Origin of the sequence: Pseudomonas baetica (assembly GCF_019733355.1) — a bacterium.
Classification (GTDB): Bacteria; Pseudomonadota; Gammaproteobacteria; order Pseudomonadales; family Pseudomonadaceae; genus Aquipseudomonas; species Aquipseudomonas baetica_A.
This window is the reverse complement of sequence record NZ_JAIHLQ010000199.1, coordinates 1-239: the sequence shown is the minus strand read 5'-3', so window position 1 is coordinate 239 and position 239 is coordinate 1. Positions and strand designations below refer to the sequence as shown.

Annotated in this window: 1 protein-coding gene; it reads right to left on the bottom strand. The window is 64.9% G+C overall.

Going from position 1 to position 239, the window contains the following annotated elements:
- On the bottom strand, positions 1-239 hold a 239-nt coding region (locus tag K5E40_RS34740), incomplete at both ends, for a zinc-binding dehydrogenase (protein ID WP_221734465.1).

Sequence of the window (239 nt, the reverse complement as noted above, 5' to 3'; positions counted from 1 at the left end):
GAATTGGCTTCGCGTGGTCCTTGGGGTTGATGCACTCGGTGGCACCGAAACTGCGAGCCAACTCGAACTTGGCCGGGTTGGTGTCGATGGCGATGATGCGGCCCGCCTTGGCTTGGCGTGCGCCTTGGATCGCGGCGAGGCCGATACCACCGAGGCCGAATACCGCCACCGAGTCACCGGGTTGCACCTTGGCCGTGTTATGCACAGCACCGATACCGGTGGTCACGCCGCAGCCCAGC